Genomic DNA, 19,319 nt, shown 5'->3' on the forward strand with positions numbered 1-19,319 from the left:
AGTGTGGCACACCCGCCCCGGCGGCGGCCCGGCCTCTCCCGGGGCGCACGGCGTTCGCCTCCTTCCCCCACGTAGAGTGGGAGATTGTGTCGGACAGCAGCAGCACGAGCCCCGCCGCGTCCCCAGCGGCTCCCACGGCCCTCAGCACCCGCGAGCCGCGGGTCCCCGCCGAGCGGCTCGTCGCCGAGATGGTTCCGCCGCCGCGCTTCGACGCGGTCCGGTTCGACACCTACATCCCCGACGCCCGGCAGCCCAGCCAGAGCGCGGCCGTCAAGGCGCTGGCCGACTTCGCCGCCGGGCTCGGCGGCGCGCACGCGTCGGGCGCCGGCCGGCGCGGGCTGTGGCCCCGGCGCGCGCGGCGGCCGGCCGAGCCGGAGCCGCGCGGGATCTACCTCGACGGCGGGTTCGGCGTCGGCAAGACCCACCTGCTGGCCTCGTTGTGGCACGCCACCCCGGCCGCGCCGGAGTTCAAGGCGTTCGGCACGTTCGTCGAGCTGACCAACCTGGTCGGTGCCCTGGGCTTCCAGGAGACCGTCCGCACGCTGTCCGGCCACCGGCTGCTGTGCATCGACGAGTTCGAGCTGGACGACCCGGGCGACACCGTGCTCGTCTCGTCCCTGCTGGCCCGGCTGGTCGCGGAGGGCGTCGCGCTGGCCGCCACCTCCAACACCCTGCCCGGGAAGCTGGGTGAGGGCCGGTTCGCCGCCGCCGACTTCCTGCGCGAGATCCAGGGCCTGGCCGCGCACTTCCGGGCGCTGCGCATCGACGGCGAGGACTACCGTCACCGCGGCCTGCCCGCCGCCCCCGCGCCCCGCCCGGACGACGAGGTCGCCTCGGCGGCGCGGTCCGTGCCCGGCGCCTCGCTGGACGACTTCGGCGCCCTGCTCGACCACCTCGCCCGCGTGCACCCCAGCCGTTACGGCGCCCTGTGCGACGGGGTGACGCTGGTCTGCCTGACCGGTGTGCGGCCCGTCCCCGACCAGGCGACGGCGCTGCGGCTGGTCGTCCTCGCCGACCGGCTCTACGACCGCGAGATACCGGTGCTCGCCTCGGGCGTCCCGTTCGACGCGCTGTTCAGCGCGGAGATGCTCGACGGCGGCTACCGCAAGAAGTACTTCCGGGCGATCTCCCGCCTGACCGCGCTGGCCCGCGACGCGGGAGCGGATTCCGCGCACCGCTGAGATCATCGTCTTCATGGCATCTCACCAGAAGTCCGGTGACGAGACCGGCGAAACGGCACGGGCGACAGACACGGGAACGGACGCCGCGACGTCCCTGCGCGCGCTGACGCGCGTCCCGCCCGGCGGGCCCGCCGACCTGGCCGCCATCCCCTCGGACGCCACCCCCGGCTTCACCGGGGACAAGGCCGCCGGCCGCGCGGAGACCACCGCCATGGGCGAGGAACTGGCCGTTCTCCAGGAGCGGTTGTACGCGGCGGCGGTGGGCGGCGACCGGCGCAGGATGCTGCTGGTCCTCCAGGGCATGGACACCTCCGGCAAGGGCGGCACGGTCAAGCACGTCGTCGGGCACTTCAACCCGTCCGGCTGCCGCATCCGCGCCTTCAAGGCACCCACCGAGGAGGAACGCGCCCACCACTTCCTGTGGCGGGTCACCGGCGTCCTGCCCAGGGCGGGCGAGATCGGTATCTTCGACCGCTCCCACTACGAGGACGTGCTGGTGCCCCGGGTCCACGGCCTGGTCCCCGAGCGGGTCTGGACGCGGCGCTACGACGAGATCAACGACTGGGAACGGGCGCTGGCCGACGACGGCGTCACGTTCGTCAAGGTCTTCCTGCACATCGGCCACGCGGAGCAGCGCGAACGGCTGCTGGCCCGCCTCGACACGCCGCACAAGCACTGGAAGTTCGACGCGAACGACATCGCGGAACGCGAGCGGTGGCCGGACTACCAGCGGGCCTACGCCACCGTCCTGGAGCGCTGCTCCACCGACGCCGCGCCCTGGTACGTCGTCCCCGCCGACCGCAAGTGGTACCGCAACTGGGCGGTCAGCCGGCTGCTCCTGGAGCACCTGCGCGCGCTCGATCCCCAGTACCCGCGCGGCGACTTCGACGTGGCCGCGATCCGCGAACGGCTGCTGGCCGAGCAGGCCGGGCAGTAGTTCGCTCCCGCGAAACCTCAAGTCTGGCTCTGAAACTCCCCGTCCAGGATTCCGGGCGCGCGGCGCGGGAGACAACTCCCTCACGCACACGTCCTTCACGCACACACGGTGCCGGTGGGGCTTGTCCATTCGGGGAGGCGGACATGAGGCGGCTGGGGATGGGGATCGGGTGGAGACCCGACATCGCCGACGAGATAGCCGGGCTGCCGGGGATCGACTGGGTCGAGGTGGTCGCGGAGAACGTTTGCTCCGGCCATCTGCCCGAGTCCCCGGCGGAGTTGCGCCGACGCGGCACCACGGTGGTGCCGCACGGCGTGTCCCTGGGGCTCGGCGGGGCCGAACGGCCCTCGCCCGGCGGGCTGATGGCGCCGGCCGGGGCGGCGGAGGCGCCCGGCGCGCCGCCGGTGACGGAGCACATCGCGTTCGTCCGGGCGGGCGGGCCGCTGACCGGCACCCCGTGTCTGGAGGCCGGGCGCCTGCTGCCCGTGCCGCGCACCTGGGACGCCCTGGACGTCCTGTGCGCGAACGTGCGGATCGCCCAGGCGGCGCTGCCCGTTCCGCTGGCCCTGGAGAACATCGCGGCGCTGTTCTCCTGGCCGGAAGAGGAGCTGACGGAGGGGCAGTTCCTCACCGAGCTGGTGGAACGGACCGGCGTCGGACTGCTGATCGACGTCGCGAACCTGCACACCAACCACGTCAACCGGGGCGAGGACCCGGCCGCCGCGCTCGACGCGCTGCCGCTGGACGCCATCGCCTACGTGCACGTCGCGGGCGGCGTCGAACGGGACGGCGTCTGGCACGACAGCCACGCCCATCCCGTTCCGCCACGGGTGCTGGCGGTCCTGGACGAGCTGTGCGCGCGGACGACCCCGCCCGGGGTGCTGCTCGAACGGGACGACGCGTTCCCGCCGCGCGACGAGCTGGCCGCCGAGCTGGCGGCGATCCGCGCGGTGGCCGAGGGGGCGCGCCGTGGCTGACCCCACCGAGGCGGCCCGCCACCGGCTCGCCATCGCGCAGTCCGCGCTGCTGTCCGCGCTCGTCGCGGGCGGTCCGGTGCCGGAGGGCTTCGACCGGGCCCGGCTGCGGATCCAGCGGGAGGCGCTGGCCGCCAAGCGGGCCGATGTCCTCGCGAAGGTGGCGCCCGAGCTGCCGCGCGCGCTGGGCGCAGGGTACCGGCCCGCCGCGCTGGCCTGGGCCCGCTCCCGCCCGATGACCGGCGGATACCGCGAGGACGCCGCCGCCCTGGCCCGGCACGCCCTGACGACCGGCGCGGTCCCCGAAGGACCCGCCCGCCACCGCCTGGCCGAGTGGCTGCGAACCACCGGAACCGGCCGGGCCCCCGGCCGGATCACCCGGACCGTACGAACGATCCGCGTCCCGCGGAAGGAGAGGTGACGGCCATGACCGTGTTCATCGTCCTGGTCACCTGCGCGCTCGCGCTCTGCCTGGTCCGGCTCGCCGTCTCCGACGCCCGGGCCCGCCGCGAGGCCGCCCACGCCACCGGCAACACGGTCGCCACCGTGTACGAGGCGGCGTTCCTCAGCGGTGGCCCGGGCCGGGTCGCCGACACCGTCCTGTGCGCGATGCACGACAGCGGCCGGCTGGGCATCGAAGGAGGCCGGGTCCGCGTCGTCAGCCCCGTCCCGTACGACGATCTGGAACGGGAACTGCTGGCCCGCTGCCCGAGTTGGGAGGAGTCCCTGCGCCGGATCCGCGCGGATCTGGCGGGCAGCGCCCCGGTGCAGGAGATCGGCGACGGGCTCATGGCCCGCGGCCTGCTGTCCAGCCCGGGACGGTACGCGCGCCGCCGGCTCGTGCGGCAGCTCACCATCCTGCTGGCACTCTGCCTGTTGCCGCCGGCCGTCATCGCCGGGACGCCGGTGCTCGCCGGGGTGGCGGTGGCCGGCCTGGTCGCCGGGCTCGTCCTGGGGCCGGGCCGCAGCCGCCTCACCGGCCCGGGGAAGATCGCCCTGCGGGACCTGCGACGCGCCAACTGGTTCGCGCCGCTGGGCCGCCACGCGCTGCTGGCCGTCTCCGGCCCCCGAGCGCTGACCGACCACGCCCTGCGCACGCAGCTCACCGCCGCCGCCCGCCCCGGCGCCACCACCGGCGGAGGCAGCGGCAGCTCCTCGAACAGCGCCTGGTCGGGCTGCGGCGGCAGCGGCGGTTCGAGCTGCGGGGGCGGTTCGAGCTGCGGCGGCGGAAGCTCCAGCGGCTGTGGCGGCGTGGCTGCCGTCTGATGTGTTTTTACAGTCACACAGCAACGCCGGAACCTCATCCTATCCTCTTCGTCGGCGGCGTCAGATGTGTATAAGAGGCGGGCGCGGGGCCGGGTGGGCGGGGGCGGTCGCCGGGCGGAAACGGGCGACGACCGCGCCGTCCCGGCCGAGGAGGAACTTCTCGAAGTTCCACTGGATGTCCCCCGCCTGCCCGGCCGGGTCGGGAACGGCGGTCAGCTCCCGGTACAGCGGGTGCCGGCCGTCGCCGTTGACCTCGACCTTCTCGGTCAGCGGGAAGGTCACGCCGTAGGTCGCCGAGCAGAACTCCTGGATCTCCCCGGCCGTGCCGGGCTCCTGCCCGCCGAACTGGTTGCAGGGGACGCCCAGAACGGTGAAGCCGGCGTCCCCCAGCTCCTTCTGGAGGGTTTCCAGCCCGGCGTACTGGGGCGTCAGGCCGCACCGGGACGCGACGTTGACCACCAGGGTCACCTTGCCCCCGGTCAGCTCGCCCAGGGTGGCCGGGGTCCCGTCGAGCCGGGCGATGGGCGTGTCCAGCAGAGTCACGGCGTTCTCCTCGTGCGTTGTGCGGCCCGGCCCTCGTCAGGCCAGGCCGGCGATCAGCTCGGCGACCGGCTTGCGACGGCCGGTGTAGAAGGGGATCTCCTCACGGACGTGGCGCCTGGCCTCGGAAGCGCGCAGGTGCCGCATCAGGTCCACGATGCGGTGCAGCTCGTCCGCCTCGAAGGCGAGGATCCACTCGTAGTCGCCCAGCGAGAAGGAGGCGACGGTGTTGGCCCGCACGTCGGGGTAGTCCCGCGCCATCTTGCCGTGGTCGGCCAGCATGCGGCGGCGGTCCTCGTCGGGCAGCAGGTACCACTCGTAGGACCGGACGAACGGGTAGACGCTCACGTAGGCGCGGGGCTCCTCGTCGGCGAGGAACGCCGGGATGTGCGACTTGTTGAACTCGGCCGGGCGGTGCAGCGCCATGTTCGACCACACCGGCTCCAGCGACCGGCCCAGCCGCGTCCGGCGGAAGAGGTTGTACGCCTCCTGGAGGGCGTCCGCCGTCCCGGCGTGCCACCAGATCAGCACGTCCGCGTCGGCGCGCAGCCCCGACACGTCGTAAGTGCCGCGCACGGTCACGTCCTTGGCGGCGAGCTGCTCGAACAGCTCGGTCACCTCGTCCGCGAAGCCGGCGCGGTCCGCGGGCAGCGCCTCGCGCAGCCGGAAGACGGACCACAGGGTGTAGCGGATGACGTCGTTGAGCTCCTTGGCGCGCTTGCCCACGGGCCTGTCGGGTGCAGCAGTCATACGGCCATTCTCCCCTTCCCGTCCCCCGGCTCGTCCCGGGGTCCCGGCGGCACGGTGCGCAGGAGGTCGCCCGCGGCCCGGTGGGCGTCGGCCACGCACGCCGGGATGCCGACGCCGTCGTAGGCGGCGCCGCACAGCCGCACCCCGGGCAGCGCGTCGAGATAGCTGCGGACGCGGGCGACGCGGGCGAAGTGGCCCACCGTGTACTGCGGCAGCCCGTCGGTCCAGCGGGTCACCAGGGAGTCGACCGGCTTGACGCCCAGGCCCGTGGCGTCGCCCAGGTCCTCCAGCGCGGCCCGCACCAGCTCGCCGTCGTCCCGGCCGAGGACCTCCTGCTCGCCGTACCGCCCGATGGAGACGCGCAGCAGGAACAGATCGGGGTCGGCGGCGGCGGCCCAGTCCCACTTGCCGCTGGTGAACGTGGCCGCCTTGATGACGCGGCCGTCCACGGCGGGCACCAGGAAGCCGCTGCCGCGCGGCAGCCGGGCCAGGTCGGCGCGGCGGAAGGCGAGCGTCACGATGGCCATCGACGCGTACTCGACGGCGGCCAGCTCCCCGGCCGCGGCGGGCGCCTCGGCGGCCAGCAGCCGCGCGGCGGCCCCGGCCGGGACGGCGAGGATCACGCCGTCGGCGGCGAGCGAGCGGCCGTCGTCCAGCGCCGCCGCCCAGCCCCGGGCGGTGCGGCGCAGACCGGTGACGGCGACGCCGGTCTCCAGCGCGGCGCCCTGCTCGCGGCAGGCCCGCGCGACCGCCTCGGCGAGCGTGCCGATGCCGCCCTCGATCCCGGTGAACACCGGCCGGCCGGGCCCGCTCCCGGGCGCCTCGCGCTGGACGGAACGGACGGCGGCGAGCAGCGAGTCGTGCTCCCGGGCGGCGTCGTACAGGCGCGGTATGGCGGAGCGCAGCGAGATGCGGTACGCGTCGCCCGCGTACCCGCCGCCGGGGTGGGGATCGACGAGCCGGTCCACGACCTCGTTGCCCATCCGCTCGGCGACCAGGGCGCCGACGGCCACGTCCTCGCCGATGTCGGGCGGGGGCAGCTCGGCGTCGCGGGCGATCTGGGCGAGACCGGCGTCGGAGAGGACTCCGGCCAGGGACGCGGCGGTCGCGGGGACGCCCATCACGTGTCCCTGCGGCATCGGGCGGAGGGCGCCTCTGGTCCAGATCGCGGCGCTGGTCACGGAGGGCGGGCGCAGCGCGTCGCCGAGACCCACGGCGCGGGCCAGGTCCACGCCCTCGGGGCGGCGGGCCAGAATCGATTCGGCGCCCAGGTCCACGCGGACCCCGCCGACCTGCCCGGTGCGGAGCTTGCCGCCGAGGTGCCCCGAGGACTCCAGGAGGGTGACCCGGACCCCGGCGCCGAGCAGCCGGTGAGCGGCGGCGAGACCGGAAATCCCGCCACCGACGACGATCACATGCATGGCTCCACTGTCGCAGACGCGCGGGCGGACCCGGCGCGAGACCTCACCGGGAGCGACAACAGCGTTGCCACCGCAGGGAGTTGACGACGGCTCAAGCGGGACACAACCGCCCGTATCCGCCCGTCGGGCGCGGCCGTGCCGGGGCCGGTGCCGCGCTTCGTCCGGCGATTCGGTGGGTGAGGCGCGGCGCCCGGCGTTGCCGTGTCAGCGGGCGGTCTGCTCGTGCACGTAGGCCACCAGGTGGGTGAGGGCGTCGGGGTCGGTGTCGGGGAGCACACCGTGGCCGAGGTTGAAGATGTGGCCCGGCAGTCCGGCGGCGCTGTCCAGCACCCGCCTGGCCTGCGCCTCCACGGCCTCGCGCGGCGCGAAGAGGACGGCCGGGTCCAGGTTCCCCTGGAGGGCCTTGCCCGGCCCGACCCGGCGGGCCGCCTCGTCCAGCGGGACCCGCCAGTCCACGCCGACCACGTCCGCGCCCGCCTCGCCGAGCGGGCCGAGCAGCTCGCCGGTGCCGACGCCGAAGTGGATACGCGGCACCCCGCGCCCGGCGACGGCGTCGAAGACCTTCCGGGAGGCCGGCAGCACCGAGGCGCGGTAGTCGGCCGGGGCGAGGGCGCCGGCCCAGGAGTCGAAGAGCTGGACGGCGGAGACACCGGCGTCGATCTGCACGGTGAGGAAGGCGGCGGTGATCCCGGCGAGCCGGTCGAGCAGCTCGGCCCACAGCGCGGGGTCCCCGTACATCAGGGCCTTGGTGTGCTCGTGGTTGCGGGAGGGGCCGCCCTCGACGAGGTAGCTGGCGAGCGTGAAGGGCGCGCCCGCGAAGCCGATGAGCGGGGTGTCGCCCAGCTCGCCGGTGAGCATGCCCACGGCCTCGGTCACATACCTGACGTCGTCCGGCTCCAGCGGCCTGAGCTGGTCGAGGTCGGCGCGGGTGCGGATGGGCCGGGCGACGACCGGCCCGACGCCGGGCCTGATGTCGAGGTCGACGCCGATGGCCTTGAGCGGCACGACGATGTCGCTGAAGAGGATCGCGGCGTCCACGTCGTGCCGGCGGACCGGCTGGAGCGTGATCTCGGTGACCAGGTCCGGGCGCATGCACGAGTCGAGCATGGCGATGCCCTCGCGGAGCTTGCGGTACTCGGGGAGGGAACGCCCGGCCTGACGCATGAACCAGACGGGGGTGTGCGGCACGGGCTCGCGGCGGCACGCACGCAGGAACGCGGACTCGGTCACTGTCACAGGAGGAAGTCTCCCATGTCCCGCGGAATGGCCGGGCGCACGGGTGTGGCTACCGCCGGGGCGACGCGTGGGCGCCTAGGGTTACCGGCCATGGCAGCGTCTCGAACCCACCAGGCGGAGGAGTCCGGAGATATGAACGACCCTGGTGTGGCGGGTCCGTTCGCGTTCCGGGAGGCGGTGGCCGCGCTGGAGGCGGCCAGGCCGAGGGCGGAGGTGCGGCTCTCCCCGCTGCCGGCGCCGCGACGGCTGGCGCCGTTCGCCCACGCGCTGGAGGCGGCGGTGGTCGCGGACCGGGAGGAGCTGGCCGACGGCCGTTTCGTCCTGCTGCACGACCCGGCCGGCGAGGAGTCGTGGCAGGGGGAGTTCCGGGTCGTGACGCTGGCCCGCGCCGATCTCGAACTCGAGCTGGCGGCCGACCCGTTGCTCCCGGAGGTGGCGTGGTCGTGGCTGACGGAGTCGCTGGACCTGCGCGCCCTGACGTACCGGGCGGCCAACGGGACGGTGACGCGGGCCGGTTCGAGCTACTTCGGCGGCCTGGCCGAACGTCCCGCGCGCGCCGAGCTGGAGTTGCGCGCGTCGTGGACGCCCGCGGACCCGGCGGAGGCCGCCGGACACCTGCTGGCGTGGTGCGGCCTGCTGGCGCAGTGCGCGGGCCTGCCGCCGGAGGCGACCGGCCCGGCGGTGACGGCACTCCCCCGCCGCCGGGGACCACGACCGGTGTGACCGGAACGGGTGAGGCGGGTCGTCCGGAACGATCAATCACCGGTTCGTGATCATTCCCTAAAGCCGCCGGAGATTCGTGCCGAAGAGGTTCAGTGACCCTTCCATCCCGTCCCTTATACACATCTGACGCCTCCGACGAAGAGGATAGTGGAGAATGCGGGGGGCGTCGGGGCGCTGCAAAAAAAACAAAACAGATACCTGTACCAAGGCGCGTCGCCACGTGTGCTCCCCGATATCTCCCACTTCCCTGTTCGCCGGCAGCGTCAGTTGTTTATAAGAGCCCGGTGTCTGTTCTTCTTGAGCACCCCACAAGCCTCGTCGCCTACCGCCCCAACAAGCCGACGGCCATGGTCGTCGTGGCCGACCCTCGCGTCCGTTCGACCGTGACCCGCCACCTGTGGGCTCTCGGCGTCCGGGACGTGATCGAGGCGTCGTCCATCGCCGAGGCCCGTCCGCGCGTCGCCAATCCGCGCGACATCTGTGTAGCCGACGTCCATCTCCCCGACGGATCGGGGCTGACCCTCCTGTCCGAGACCAGGGCCGCGGGCTGGCCCAACGGTCTGGCTCTCTCCGCCGCCGACGACATCGGCGCCGTCCGCAACGCCCTGGCCGGTGGCGTCAAGGGCTACGTCGTCACCGGCACCCGCAACAATCTCGGCCCGCCGTCCCGGCACGGGGCGGCCCACCTGGGCGGCGCCGCCAGGATGCACCGCCGCCAGCCCGGCGCCCCGGCCCACCAGGGCGGGTACCGGGAGCTCTCCGGACGCGAGGTCGAGGTCCTGCGGCTGGTGGCGGAGGGCCAGTCGAACAAGGCCATCGGTGTCTCGATGGGGCTCTCCGCCCTGACCGTCAAGAGCCACCTCGCCCGTATCGCCCGCAAGCTCGGCACGGGCGACCGTGCCGGGATGGTGGCCGTCGCCCTTCGTACCGGAATCATTCACTGACAAGGCACGCAACCGTCACCCCCGGCCCCTTGCCGCAGGGCGGGCGCCGGGGGCGCGCGGAGACGTCGTGCACCATGCGCACACAGTTACCCTTGACAGGTGACCGACGCCCAGCAGACCGCCGAAGCAGCCTCCGGACTCTCCACCCCTGAGCCTTCGGGACCGGCGCCGGTCCCTCTGCTGGCCCCCCGCGAGGGCGTTCCCCCGGTCATCGCCGACGAGAGCGCGCTCGCCGAGGCCGTCGCCGCGTTCGCGGCGGGCACCGGCCCGGTCGCCGTCGACGCCGAGCGGGCCTCCGGGTACCGCTACGGCCAGCGGGCGTATCTCGTCCAGTTGCGCCGAGAGGGCGCGGGCACCGCGCTCATCGATCCCATCGCCTGTCCCGACCTCTCCGGGCTCGGCTCGGTGCTGCTCGGCGGCGAGTGGGTGCTGCACGCGGCCACCCAGGACCTGCCGTGCCTGCGGGACATAGGCATGGCGCCGGCCCGGCTGTTCGACACCGAGCTGGCCGGCCGGCTGGCGGGCTTCGCCCGCGTCGGCCTGGGCGTGATGGTGGAGACCGTCCTCGGCTACAGCCTGGAGAAGGGCCACTCCGCCGTCGACTGGTCCAACCGCCCGCTCCCCGAGCCCTGGCTGCGGTACGCGGCGCTCGACGTCGAGCTGCTGATCGACCTGCGGGACGCGCTGGAGGAGGAGCTGACACGGCAGGAGAAGCTGGAGTGGGCGCTGGAGGAGTTCGCCGCCATCGCCGCGGCTCCTCCGCCGCCGCCCCGCAAGGATCCGTGGCGCCGCACCTCCGGCGTGCACAAGGTGCGCAGGCGACGGCAGCTCGCCGTGGTCCGGGAGCTGTGGACGGCGCGGGACCAGATCGCCCAGCGGCGGGATCTGTCGCCGGGGAAGGTGCTGTCGGACGCGGCGATCGTCGCCGCCGCCCAGGCGATGCCCCCGGATGTGCGGGCGCTGGCCGCGCTCCAGGGCTTCGGGCACCGGATGGGCCGCCGCCAGCTCCAGCAGTGGCAGGCGGCGATCGACCGGGCCCGGGAGCTGGAGGAGTCGGAGCTGCCGCAGCCGGGCCAGCCGACCCCGGGGCCGCCGCCGCCGAGGGCCTGGGCCGAGAAGGACCCGGTCGCCGCGGCCCGGCTGACGGCGGCGCGGGCCGCCGTGACGGCGCACGCCGAGGCGTTGAACCTGCCGCAGGAGAACCTGCTGGCGCCGGATGTGGTCCGCCGCCTGTGCTGGGAGCCCCCGGCCGATCTCGCGCCGGAGCACGTCGCCCAGGCGCTGCGGATGCTCGGCGCGCGCGAGTGGCAGATCGGCCAGACCGCGGATCTGCTCGCCGAGGCCCTCACGGCGGGCTCGTAGGGCGCGGGCGACCCGGCGGGGCCCCGGCCCGGGACCGTATCGGCCCGGATCGGCCCGGATCGCGATGTGACGTACGACGCTGGCCTCCGTCCGGCCTTGCCACAGGGTTACTGGCAAGTAGCATGGGCGGTGGAACGCTCATCTTCGGCGTGGAGGAGAAGCCATCGTGCCGCGTACCGTCAGGGATGTCGTCTTTGTCGACGGCGTCCGTACCCCGTTCGGCAAGGCGGGTCCCAAGGGGATCTACCACGAGACCCGCGCCGATGACCTCGTGATCAAGTGCATCCGTGAGCTGCTGCGGCGCAATCCCCAGCTTCCGCCGGAGCGTGTCGACGACGTCGCCGTCGCCGCCACCACCCAGATCGGTGACCAGGGCCTCACCATCGGCCGGACCGCCGCGATCCTCGCGGGGCTGCCGAAGAGCGTCCCCGGCTACGCCATCGACCGCATGTGCGCGGGCGCGCTGACGGCCGTCACCACCACCGCGGGCGCGGTGGCCTTCGGCGCGGCCGACATCGCCATCGCGGGCGGTGTCGAGCACATGGGCCGGCACCCGATGGGCGAGTCCGTCGACCCCAACCCCCGTTTCGTCGCCGAGAAGCTCGTCGACGAGTCGGCCCTGTTCATGGGCATGACGGCGGAGAACCTGCACGACCGCTTCCCCCACCTGACCAAGGCCCGCGCCGACGAGTACGCGGTGCGCAGCCAGGAGAAGGCCGCCAAGGCGTACGCCGACGGGAAGATCCAGCCCGATCTGGTGCCGATCGCCGTCCGGCGCACCAACGAGGAGGCCGGCGAGGTCGGCTGGGGCCTGGCCACGGTGGACGAGCCGATGCGCCCGGGCACCACGCTGGACGCGCTGACCGGCCTGAAGACCCCGTTCCGGGCGCACGGCCGGGTCACCGCGGGCAACGCGGCGGGCCTCAACGACGGCGCGACCGCGTCGGTCATCGCCGCCGAGGAGGTCGCGCGCGAGCTGGGCCTGCCGGTGAAGATGCGGCTGGTGTCGTTCGCGTTCGCGGGTGTCGAGCCCGAGGTCATGGGCTTCGGCCCGGTGCCGGCCACGCGCAAGGCGCTCCAGAAGGCCGGGCTGACGATGGACGACATCGGTCTGCTGGAGATCAACGAGGCGTTCGCCGTCCAGGTGCTGGCGCTGCTGGACGCGTACGGCATCGCCGACGACGACCCGCGGGTGAACCAGTACGGCGGCGCGATCGCGTTCGGCCACCCGCTGGCCTCCTCCGGTGTCCGGCTGATGACGCAGCTCGCCCGGCAGTTCGAGGACAGCCCGCACGTCAGGTACGGCCTGACGACCATGTGCGTCGGCTTCGGCATGGGCGCGACGGTGATCTGGGAAAACCCGCACTGGGAGGGCAAGTGAGCGCCGCACACGCGGCCTCCGGCCCCAGCATGACCACGATGCCCGCCACCTCACGCCGCGTGGGCGGTGGGGGCACCCCCGGGCGAAGCCTGGGGGAGATGAGGGAGACACAGTGAGCGCCGCACACGCGGCCTCCGGCCCCCGCAAGACCACGATGCCCGCCACCTCACGCCGCGTGGGCGGAGAAGCTGACAGGGAGACACAGTGAGCGCGACCGCTGAGCTGTTGAAGGGTGCCGCGGAGGTGTTCCCGGACGAGGTGGTCACCACCGCCGCCGTCCGTCACCTCGAACTGCCCGGGGGTGCCGGGCGGTTCGCGCTGATCACGCTCGACAACGGGTTCGACCACACCAAGCCGACCACCTTCGGCCCGCAGTCGCTGACGAACCTCGACGCGGCCATCGATCAGGTCGCCGCTGAGGCCGAGGCCGGCGAGATCGTGGGTGTCGGCCTGACCGGCAAGCCGTTCATCTTCGCCGTGGGCGCCGACCTCAAGGGCGTCGAGGTGCTGAAGAAGCGCGAGGACGCGCTGACCATCGGCGTCGGCGGCCACGAGGTGTTCAAGCGTCTGGCCGCGCTGCCCGTGCCGACGTTCGCCTACTACAACGGCGCGGCCATGGGCGGCGGGGTCGAGGTCGGCCTGCACTGCACCTACCGCACGGTGTCGCAGTCGATCGCGGCGTTCGCGCTGCCCGAGGTGTTCCTCGGGCTGGTGCCGGGCTGGGGCGGCTGCACGCTGCTGCCGAACCTGATCGGCGCCGACCGCGCGGTCACCGTCATCATCGAGAACGCGCTCAACCAGAACCGGATGCTCTCCGGGCAGAAGGTCTACGAGTTCGGCATCGCCGACGCGATCTTCGAGGGCGCCGACTTCCTGGAGCAGTCGCTGCTGTGGACGTCGGCCGTGCTGCGCGGCGAGATCGAGGTCGCCCGGCAGGACCCCGACCGCGGCGAGGCGTGGGACCAGGCCGTGGCGCGCGGCCGGAGTATCGCGGACGAGAAGGTGCACGGCGCGGCCCCGGCCGCCTACCGGGCGCTGGACATCATCTCCCAGGTCCGCAACGGCGACCTGCGCGAGGGCTTCGCGGCCGAGGACGAGGCGCTGGCCGACCTGATCATGGGTGACGAGCTGCGCAGCGGCCTGTACGCCTTCAACCTGGTGCAGCGCCGGGCGAAGCGGCCGGCGGGTGCCCCGGACAAGTCGCTGGCACGGAAGGTGTCGAAGGTCGGCATCGTGGGCGCGGGCCTGATGGCCTCGCAGCTCGCGCTGCTGTTCGTGCGCCGTCTTGAGGTGCCGGTGGTGCTCACCGACATCGACCAGGCGCGGGTCGACAAGGGCGTGGGCTGGGTCCACGAGCAGATCGACATGCAGCTCCTGAAGGGCCGGATCAACCAGGACAAGGCCAACCGGCTCAAGGCCGCGGTGACCGGGTCGCTGGACAAGGCCGAGGCGTTCTCCGACGCGGACTTCGTGATCGAGGCCGTCTTCGAGGAGATGGGCGTCAAGCAGCAGGTGTTCGCCGAGCTGGAGGCCGTCGTCCCGGAGCACGCGATCCTGGCGACCAACACCTCCTCGCTGTCGGTGACCGAGATGGCGTCGAAGCTGAAGCACCCGGAGCGGGTCGTCGGTTTCCACTTCTTCAACCCGGTGGCCGTGCTGCCGCTGCTGGAGATCGTGCGGGCCGAGCAGACCGACGACGCCTCGCTGGCGACGGCGTTCTCGGTGGCCAAGACGCTGAAGAAGTCGGCGGTGCTGGTGAAGGACGCCCCGGCGTTCGTCGTGAACCGCATCCTGACCCGTTTCATGGGCGCGGTGCTGGGCTCCATCGACGACGGCACCCCGGTCGAGGTGGCGGACCGGGCGCTGGCGCCGCTGGGGCTGCCGATGTCCCCGGTCGTGCTGCTCGACCTGGTCGGCCCGGCGGTCGCCCACCACGTGGCGGGCACGCTGCACAGCGCGTACCCGGACCGGTTCCGCACCTCGGAGAACCTCGGCCGGGTGGTGGAGGCCGGGAAGCGCACGTTCTACGTGTACGACTCGGGCAAGCCGGAGCTGGACCCCGAGGTGGCGGCGCTGTTCAAGGTGGGCGACACGGTCCTCACCGAGGAGCAGGTCCGTGACCGGGCGCTGACGGCGATCGCCGAGGAGATCGGCCTGATGCTGGACGAGGGCGTGGTGGCCGAGGCGCAGGACATCGACCTGTGCCTGATCACCGGCGCGGGCTGGCCGTTCCACCTGGGCGGCATCACCCCCTACCTGGACCGCGAGGGGATCAGCGAGCGGGTCGTCGGCCGGCGTTTCCTGCCGGTGGGCACGGCCAGCGTTCCCGAGTGACGTCGGACCGTACGGGGCGCGCGGCGCCCGGCTCGCCGGTGGCGGGCCGGGCGCCGCTCGTCGTGGTGGACGGCGCCAACGTGGTGGGCTCGGTGCCGGACGGCTGGTGGCGGGACCGGCGCGGCGCGGCGGAGCGGCTGCGCGACCGGCTGACGGGCCATCCGGGGCCGGCCGAGGTGGTGCTGGTGGTGGAGGGCGCGGCGCGCGGTGTCGCGTCGGTGCCGGGCGTGCGGGTGGTGACGGCGCCGGGCAGCGGGGACGACCGGATCGTGGAGCTGGTCCGGGACGAGGGCGGCGGGCGGCCGTGCGTGGTGGTGACGGCGGACCGCGGGCTGCGGGAGCGGGTGACGGCGCTGGGCGCCGGGGTGTCGGGGCCGCGGGAACTTCTGGAGAAGATTTCTCCGCGGGACCGATGAGTTCCGGGCGGGGCCCGTGTCTATCCCTGTGACGGCCGCGAACGCGGACGCGCCACGAGAGGAAGTGACCTGATGTCCACGCCCACGATGATCTTCGTCAACCTGCCGGTGAAGGACCTGGAGCGCTCGAAGGAGTTCTTCGGGAAGCTGGGGTACTCCTTCAACCCGCAGTTCAGCGACGAGAACGCCGCCTGTCTCGTCATCAGCGACACCATCTTCGCGATGCTGCTGGTCGAGCCGTTCTTCAGGACGTTCACCAAGAAGGAGATCGCGGACACCTCCGCGACCACGTCGGCGATCGTCGCGCTCAGCGCGGAGAGCCGTGAGCAGGTGGACGACATGGTGGACCGGGCCCTGGCCGCCGGGGGGCAGCCCGCGATGGAGACCCAGGACCAGGGGTTCATGTACGGCCGGGGCTTCCTGGACCCGGACGGCCACCAGTGGGAGTTCGTCTGGATGGACCCGGCCGCGGTGCAGGGCTGAGGCGCCCCGCGCCGGGCCGGTCCTGGTGGTGGGGTGGTCGCGCCGGCCGGTCAGTCGCGTCCGAGCTGTGCCTCGGCGGCGTCGTAGCGGCCGTCGAGGCGGGCGACGAGCCCGGTGACCTGGCGGGCGACGGCGGGCGCGGTCAGCCCCACCTCGGCCAGGATCTCGTCCCGGGTGCCGTGCCCGAGGAAGCGCTCCGGGATGCCGAAGTCGCGCAGCGGGACGTCCACGTCGGCGTCGCGCAGGGCCTGGGCGATGGCCGAACCGACGCCGCCGGCGCGGCTGTTGTCCTCGACGGTGACGACGACCCGGTGGTCGGCGGCGAGGGCGGGCAGCGCGGCGTCCACCGGCTTCACCCAGCGCGGGTCGACCACGGTCGCGGTGATGCCCTGCCGGCCGAGCAGGTCGGCGACCTCCAGGCACATGGTGGCCAGCGCGCCCACGGACACGATCAGCACGTCGGGGCGGTCGGTCCCGGGGCGGCGCAGCAGGTCCATGCCGCCGACGGTGTCCACGGCCGGGACGGTGGTGCCGACCTTGCCCTTGGAGTACCGCACGACGGTGGGCGCGTCCTCGACCGCGACGGCCTCGCGGAGCTGGGCGCGGAGCTGTTCGGCGTCGCGCGGGGCGGCCATCCGCAGGCCGGGGACGCACTGGAGGATCGACATGTCCCACATGCCGTGGTGCGAGGCGCCGTCGGGGCCGGTGACACCGGCCCGGTCCAGGACGAAGGTGACGCCGCAGCGGTGCAGGGCGCAGTCCATCAGGAGCTGGTCGAAGGCGCGGTTGAGGAAGGTGGCGTAGACGGCGAAGACGGGGTGCAGGCCGCCGGTGGCCAGACCGGCGGCGGAGACCGCGCCGTGCTGCTCGGCGATGCCGACGTCGAGGACCCGCTCGGGGAACTCCTCGGCGAACGCCTGGAGCCCCACCGGCCGGAGCATGGCGGCGGTGATGGCGACGATGTCCTCGCGCTCGCGGCCGATCTTGACGATCTCCTCGCCGAAGACGGACGTCCAGTCGGCGCCGGAGGCGGAGACCGGCAGGCCGGTGTCGGGGTGGATGACGCCCACCGCGTGGAACTGGTCGGCCTCGTCGTCGCGGGCCGGCTGGTAGCCGCGGCCCTTCTCGGTCAGGCAGTGCACGATGACCGGGCCGCCGAAGCGCTTCGCGCGCAGCAGGGCCGACTCCAGGGCCTGGATGTCGTGCCCGTCGATGGGCCCGAGGTACTTCAGGCCCAGGTCCTCGAACATGCCCTGCGGGGCGATGACGTCCTTCAGGCCCTTCTTCGCGCCGTGCAGGGTGCCGTAGAGGGGACGGCCGACGACGGGGGTGCGGTTGAGCATCTGCTTGCCGCGGGCGAGGAAGCGCTCGTAGCCGTCGGTGGTGCGCAGGGTGGCCAGGTGGTTGGCGAGGCCGCCGATGGTCGGCGCGTAGGAGCGCTCGTTGTCGTTGACGACGATGACAAGCGGGCGGTCCTTGGCGGCGGCGATGTTGTTCATCGCCTCCCAGGCCATGCCGCCGGTGAGCGCGCCGTCGCCGGTGACGGCGACCACGTGGCTGTCGCCGCCGCGCAGCTCGATGGCCTTGCTGAGGCCGTCGGCCCAGCCGAGGACGGTGGAGGCGTGGCTGTTCTCGATCACGTCGTGCTCGGACTCGGCGCGCGAGGGGTAGCCGGAGAGGCCGCCCTTGGCGCGCAGGGCCGAGAAGTCGCGGCGGCCGGTCAGCAGTTTGTGGACGTAGGACTGGTGGCCGGTGTCCCACAGGATGCGGTCGGAGGGCGAGTCGAAGACGCGGTGGAGGGCGATCGTCAGCTCGACGACGCCGAGGTTGGGGCCGAGATGCCCGCCCGTTCTGGCGACCGCCGTGATGAGGAAGGAGCGGATTTCCGCGGCCAGCTCCTCCAGTTGCTCGGTGGTGAGCCGGTCGAGATCGCGCGGTCCCGAAATGCGGGTCAGCAGCGGCACCTTTCCTCCTTGCGTCGGCGCTTGGGCGGCCGTGCCCCGAGTTTAGTGTGACCAGTAGGACACTCGCGATCTCAGGATGCGAGATACGTCACCCGACGGGCGTGGCAGGGGCCCGGGACGGCGCGCGGGGTCACCCGGCGCTCGTCACTTCGTGAATGCACGCCGCATGGAGACGCGCCCGTTCAGACGGTGGCCGCGGGGAGGGGCGTGAGCAGCATGCCGTCGCCCATCTCCCGCAGGGCCAGGGCGAGCGCGCCGAGCACCTCGGCCCGGCCGCCGAGGGCGCCGGAGACCAGGGAGAGCTGGCGGGCGGCGCTGGGGATGGCGTAGCGGCCGACGGAGTCGCGGATCGGGGCGAGGGCGATCTCGCCGGCCTCGGCCAGGTCGCCGCCCAGGATGATCCGGCTGGGGTTGAGGAGGTTGCAGAGCTGGGCCACGCCGGTGCCGATGTGGCGGCCGATGTCCACGACGACGCGGCGGCAGCCGGGGTCGCCCTCGCGGGCGAGCTGGACGACCCGCTGCATGGTGAGGTCGGGGCCGTGGCTGGCGAGGAGCAGCGGCAGGACGTGGCGGGCGGCGGTGAACGTCTCCAGACAGCCCCGGTTGCCGCAGCGGCAGACCGGCCCCGACTCGTCCAGCGTGATGTGCCCGATCTCGCCCGCGGTGCCGCCGGGGCCCCGGTAGATCTGCCCGTTGATGACGAGGCCGGCGCCGACGCCGCTGGCCACCTTGATGTACGCCAGGTCGGTGGCGCCCCGGCCGCTGCCCCAGACCAGCTCGCCGAGGGCGCCGAGGTTGGCGTCGTTGTCGACGTGGACCCGGATGCCGGTCCTGGCGGTCAGCTCCTCGCGCGGGTTGGTGCCGCGCCAGCCGGGGAGGATGGCGGGGGGGCCGCGCACGCCGGTCTCCACGTCGATCGGGCCGGGGACGCCGAGGCCGATGCCGACGACCTTGCCGCGGTCCACGCCCGCGGTCGCGAGCAGCCGGGCGACCAGCTTCTCGGCGCGGTCGAAGCCCTGGCCGGCCGAGGCGTCCACGTCGATGGGCTCGGCCTCCTCGGCGAGGACCTCGTGCGCCAGGTTCCCGACGGCGACCCGCAGGTGGGAGTGGCCGAAGTCGACCCCGACGACGACACCGGCGTCGGAGGAGAGGGAGACGCTGCGCGCCCGGCGCCCGCCGGCCGAGGTGGGGCGGACCTCGACGGTGCCCAGGTCCTTCAATTCCCGAACGATGTTGGAGACCGTGGCGGCCGACAGCCCGGTGGTCCTGGCGATGTCGGCCTGGGTCAGCGAACCGGCGGCACGCACGGCGCGCACCACGCGTTCCAGGTTGGCGCGGTGCAGCGACGACTGCGACCCCGGAGTCTGCACGGCTTGCTCCCCTTCGGTCTCCTGGGCGGGCACGGCC

At 73.6% G+C, this 19,319-nt stretch carries 16 protein-coding genes and 1 pseudogene; 11 read left to right on the plus strand and 6 right to left on the minus strand.

All coding sequences use genetic code 11. The features are described 5' to 3' along the window. Positions 1–86: 86 nt before the first annotated feature. From zapE to BN2279_RS19330, 4 genes and pseudogenes are all read left to right on the plus strand, one after another. Entirely contained in the window at positions 87–1,181 is a 1,095-nt protein-coding gene (gene zapE / locus BN2279_RS19315) for a cell division protein ZapE (protein WP_059011361.1), read from the plus strand. A gap of 13 nt (positions 1,182–1,194) precedes the next feature. Beyond that, positions 1,195–2,118: a polyphosphate kinase 2 family protein gene (locus BN2279_RS19320; RefSeq protein WP_079032317.1), complete on the plus strand. Its 924-nt coding sequence runs from the start codon at positions 1,195–1,197 to the stop codon at positions 2,116–2,118. Positions 2,119–2,261: 143 nt separating this feature from the next. Beyond that, a pseudogene (locus BN2279_RS19325) lies at positions 2,262–3,513 on the plus strand (DUF692 domain-containing protein). Between the two features lie 5 nt (positions 3,514–3,518). After that, positions 3,519–4,358 carry a TIGR04222 domain-containing membrane protein gene (locus BN2279_RS19330; RefSeq protein ID WP_059011362.1) on the plus strand — a complete coding sequence of 280 codons (840 nt, stop codon included), beginning with the start codon at positions 3,519–3,521 and terminating at the stop codon, positions 4,356–4,358. Positions 4,359–4,418: 60 nt separating this feature from the next. On the opposite strand, the gene BN2279_RS19335 is transcribed toward BN2279_RS19330, so the two are convergent. From BN2279_RS19335 to hemE, 4 genes are all read right to left on the minus strand, one after another. After that, positions 4,419–4,901 carry a glutathione peroxidase gene (locus BN2279_RS19335; protein WP_059011364.1) on the minus strand — a complete coding sequence of 161 codons (483 nt, stop codon included), beginning with the start codon at positions 4,899–4,901 and terminating at the stop codon, positions 4,419–4,421. A 36-nt stretch (positions 4,902–4,937) separates the two neighbouring features. Next, positions 4,938–5,648: a hydrogen peroxide-dependent heme synthase gene (gene hemQ, locus BN2279_RS19340; RefSeq protein WP_059011366.1), complete on the minus strand. Its 711-nt coding sequence runs from the start codon at positions 5,646–5,648 to the stop codon at positions 4,938–4,940. Beyond that, complete coding sequence (gene hemG, locus BN2279_RS19345) at positions 5,645–7,069, minus strand: protoporphyrinogen oxidase (RefSeq protein ID WP_059011368.1); 1,425 nt, start codon at positions 7,067–7,069, stop codon at positions 5,645–5,647. The genes hemQ and hemG overlap by 4 nt, the downstream gene beginning before the upstream one ends. Positions 7,070–7,273: 204 nt before the next feature. Continuing rightward, positions 7,274–8,305, minus strand: coding sequence for a uroporphyrinogen decarboxylase (gene hemE, locus BN2279_RS19350; RefSeq protein ID WP_059011370.1), 1,032 nt, complete (start codon positions 8,303–8,305; stop codon positions 7,274–7,276). 132 nt (positions 8,306–8,437) lie between these two features. Between hemE and BN2279_RS19355 the strand changes: the two genes are divergently transcribed. From BN2279_RS19355 to BN2279_RS19385, 7 genes are all read left to right on the plus strand, one after another. Next, a complete protein-coding gene (locus BN2279_RS19355) occupies positions 8,438–9,028 on the plus strand; it encodes a DUF3000 domain-containing protein (protein WP_104531071.1) in 591 nt (196 codons plus the stop codon). A 284-nt stretch (positions 9,029–9,312) separates the two neighbouring features. Next, on the plus strand, positions 9,313–9,972 hold the full coding sequence (locus BN2279_RS19360; protein ID WP_059011374.1) for a response regulator transcription factor: 660 nt from the start codon (positions 9,313–9,315) through the stop codon (positions 9,970–9,972). 99 nt (positions 9,973–10,071) lie between these two features. After that, positions 10,072–11,334, plus strand: a complete 1,263-nt coding sequence (locus BN2279_RS19365; protein WP_059011376.1) for an HRDC domain-containing protein — start codon at positions 10,072–10,074, stop codon at positions 11,332–11,334. 166 nt (positions 11,335–11,500) lie between these two features. Then, positions 11,501–12,715 carry a thiolase family protein gene (locus BN2279_RS19370; RefSeq protein ID WP_059011379.1) on the plus strand — a complete coding sequence of 405 codons (1,215 nt, stop codon included), beginning with the start codon at positions 11,501–11,503 and terminating at the stop codon, positions 12,713–12,715. Between the two features lie 204 nt (positions 12,716–12,919). Further along, complete coding sequence (locus BN2279_RS19375; RefSeq protein ID WP_059011381.1) at positions 12,920–15,049, plus strand: 3-hydroxyacyl-CoA dehydrogenase NAD-binding domain-containing protein; 2,130 nt, start codon at positions 12,920–12,922, stop codon at positions 15,047–15,049. Continuing rightward, positions 15,046–15,465, plus strand: a complete 420-nt coding sequence (locus BN2279_RS19380) for an NYN domain-containing protein (protein ID WP_234348010.1) — start codon at positions 15,046–15,048, stop codon at positions 15,463–15,465. Before BN2279_RS19375 ends, BN2279_RS19380 begins: the two co-directional genes overlap by 4 nt. Before the next feature lie 72 nt (positions 15,466–15,537). Further along, on the plus strand, positions 15,538–15,948 hold the full coding sequence (locus BN2279_RS19385; protein ID WP_059011383.1) for a VOC family protein: 411 nt from the start codon (positions 15,538–15,540) through the stop codon (positions 15,946–15,948). A gap of 50 nt (positions 15,949–15,998) precedes the next feature. Here the strand turns inward: BN2279_RS19385 and dxs are convergent, their stop codons facing one another. Together dxs and BN2279_RS19395 are read right to left on the minus strand one after the other, a co-directional pair. After that, a complete protein-coding gene (gene dxs, locus BN2279_RS19390) occupies positions 15,999–17,912 on the minus strand; it encodes a 1-deoxy-D-xylulose-5-phosphate synthase (RefSeq protein WP_059011385.1) in 1,914 nt (637 codons plus the stop codon). A 182-nt stretch (positions 17,913–18,094) separates the two neighbouring features. Then, complete coding sequence (locus tag BN2279_RS19395; protein ID WP_059012567.1) at positions 18,095–19,282, minus strand: ROK family transcriptional regulator; 1,188 nt, start codon at positions 19,280–19,282, stop codon at positions 18,095–18,097. Between the last annotated feature and the right edge of the window lie 37 nt (positions 19,283–19,319).

It is taken from the genome of Streptomyces specialis (assembly GCF_001493375.1).
Taxonomy (GTDB): domain Bacteria; phylum Actinomycetota; class Actinomycetes; order Streptomycetales; family Streptomycetaceae; genus Streptomyces; species Streptomyces specialis.

What these genes read in the sequence shown, in the direction of transcription:
- BN2279_RS19320 (WP_079032317.1), top strand. Translation starts at nt 1,195, where the DNA reads ATGGCATCTCACCAGAAGTCCGGTGACGAGACCGGCGAAACGGCACGG.
- BN2279_RS19330 (WP_059011362.1), top strand. Translation starts at nt 3,519, where the DNA reads ATGACCGTGTTCATCGTCCTGGTCACCTGCGCGCTCGCGCTCTGCCTG.
- hemQ (WP_059011366.1), bottom strand. Translation starts at nt 5,648, where the DNA reads ATGACTGCTGCACCCGACAGGCCCGTGGGCAAGCGCGCCAAGGAGCTC.
- hemG (WP_059011368.1), bottom strand. Translation starts at nt 7,069, where the DNA reads ATGCATGTGATCGTCGTCGGTGGCGGGATTTCCGGTCTCGCCGCCGCT.
- BN2279_RS19355 (WP_104531071.1), top strand. Translation starts at nt 8,438, where the DNA reads ATGAACGACCCTGGTGTGGCGGGTCCGTTCGCGTTCCGGGAGGCGGTG.
- BN2279_RS19385 (WP_059011383.1), top strand. Translation starts at nt 15,538, where the DNA reads ATGTCCACGCCCACGATGATCTTCGTCAACCTGCCGGTGAAGGACCTG.